The organism is Achromobacter sp. SIMBA_011 (assembly GCF_046535435.1).
GTDB classification, from domain to species: Bacteria; Pseudomonadota; Gammaproteobacteria; order Burkholderiales; family Burkholderiaceae_B; genus Achromobacter; species Achromobacter dolens.
In genome coordinates this window covers 1-240 of the sequence record NZ_JAWRWN010001144.1, presented here as the reverse complement: position 1 = coordinate 240, position 240 = coordinate 1, and the positions used below count along the sequence as shown (strand labels likewise).

The following is a 240-nucleotide window of genomic DNA, read 5'->3' as shown; positions in this document are numbered from 1 at the left end:
ACATCGCCTTTGATCGGTTCAGACTTCGGACCAACCTGCATTTTCAGTTTTTCGTCAACGCCGCCTTTGATTGCGTACAGCATGGTTTTCGCCAGGTTTGCACGCGCACCGAAGAACTGCATTTGTTTACCAACGATCATCGGGCTTACGCAGCAAGCAATAGCGTAGTCATCGTTGTTGAAGTCCGGACGCATCAGGTCATCGTTCTCATACTGCAGAGAAGAGGTGTCGATGGACACT

1 protein-coding gene is annotated in these 240 nt (G+C 50.0%); it reads right to left on the bottom strand.

Annotation, left to right across the window (positions count from 1 at the left end):
- Positions 1-240, bottom strand: a 240-nt coding sequence (locus SB816_RS34620) for a pyruvate formate lyase family protein (RefSeq protein ID WP_410548577.1), incomplete at both ends; no start/stop codon positions are given.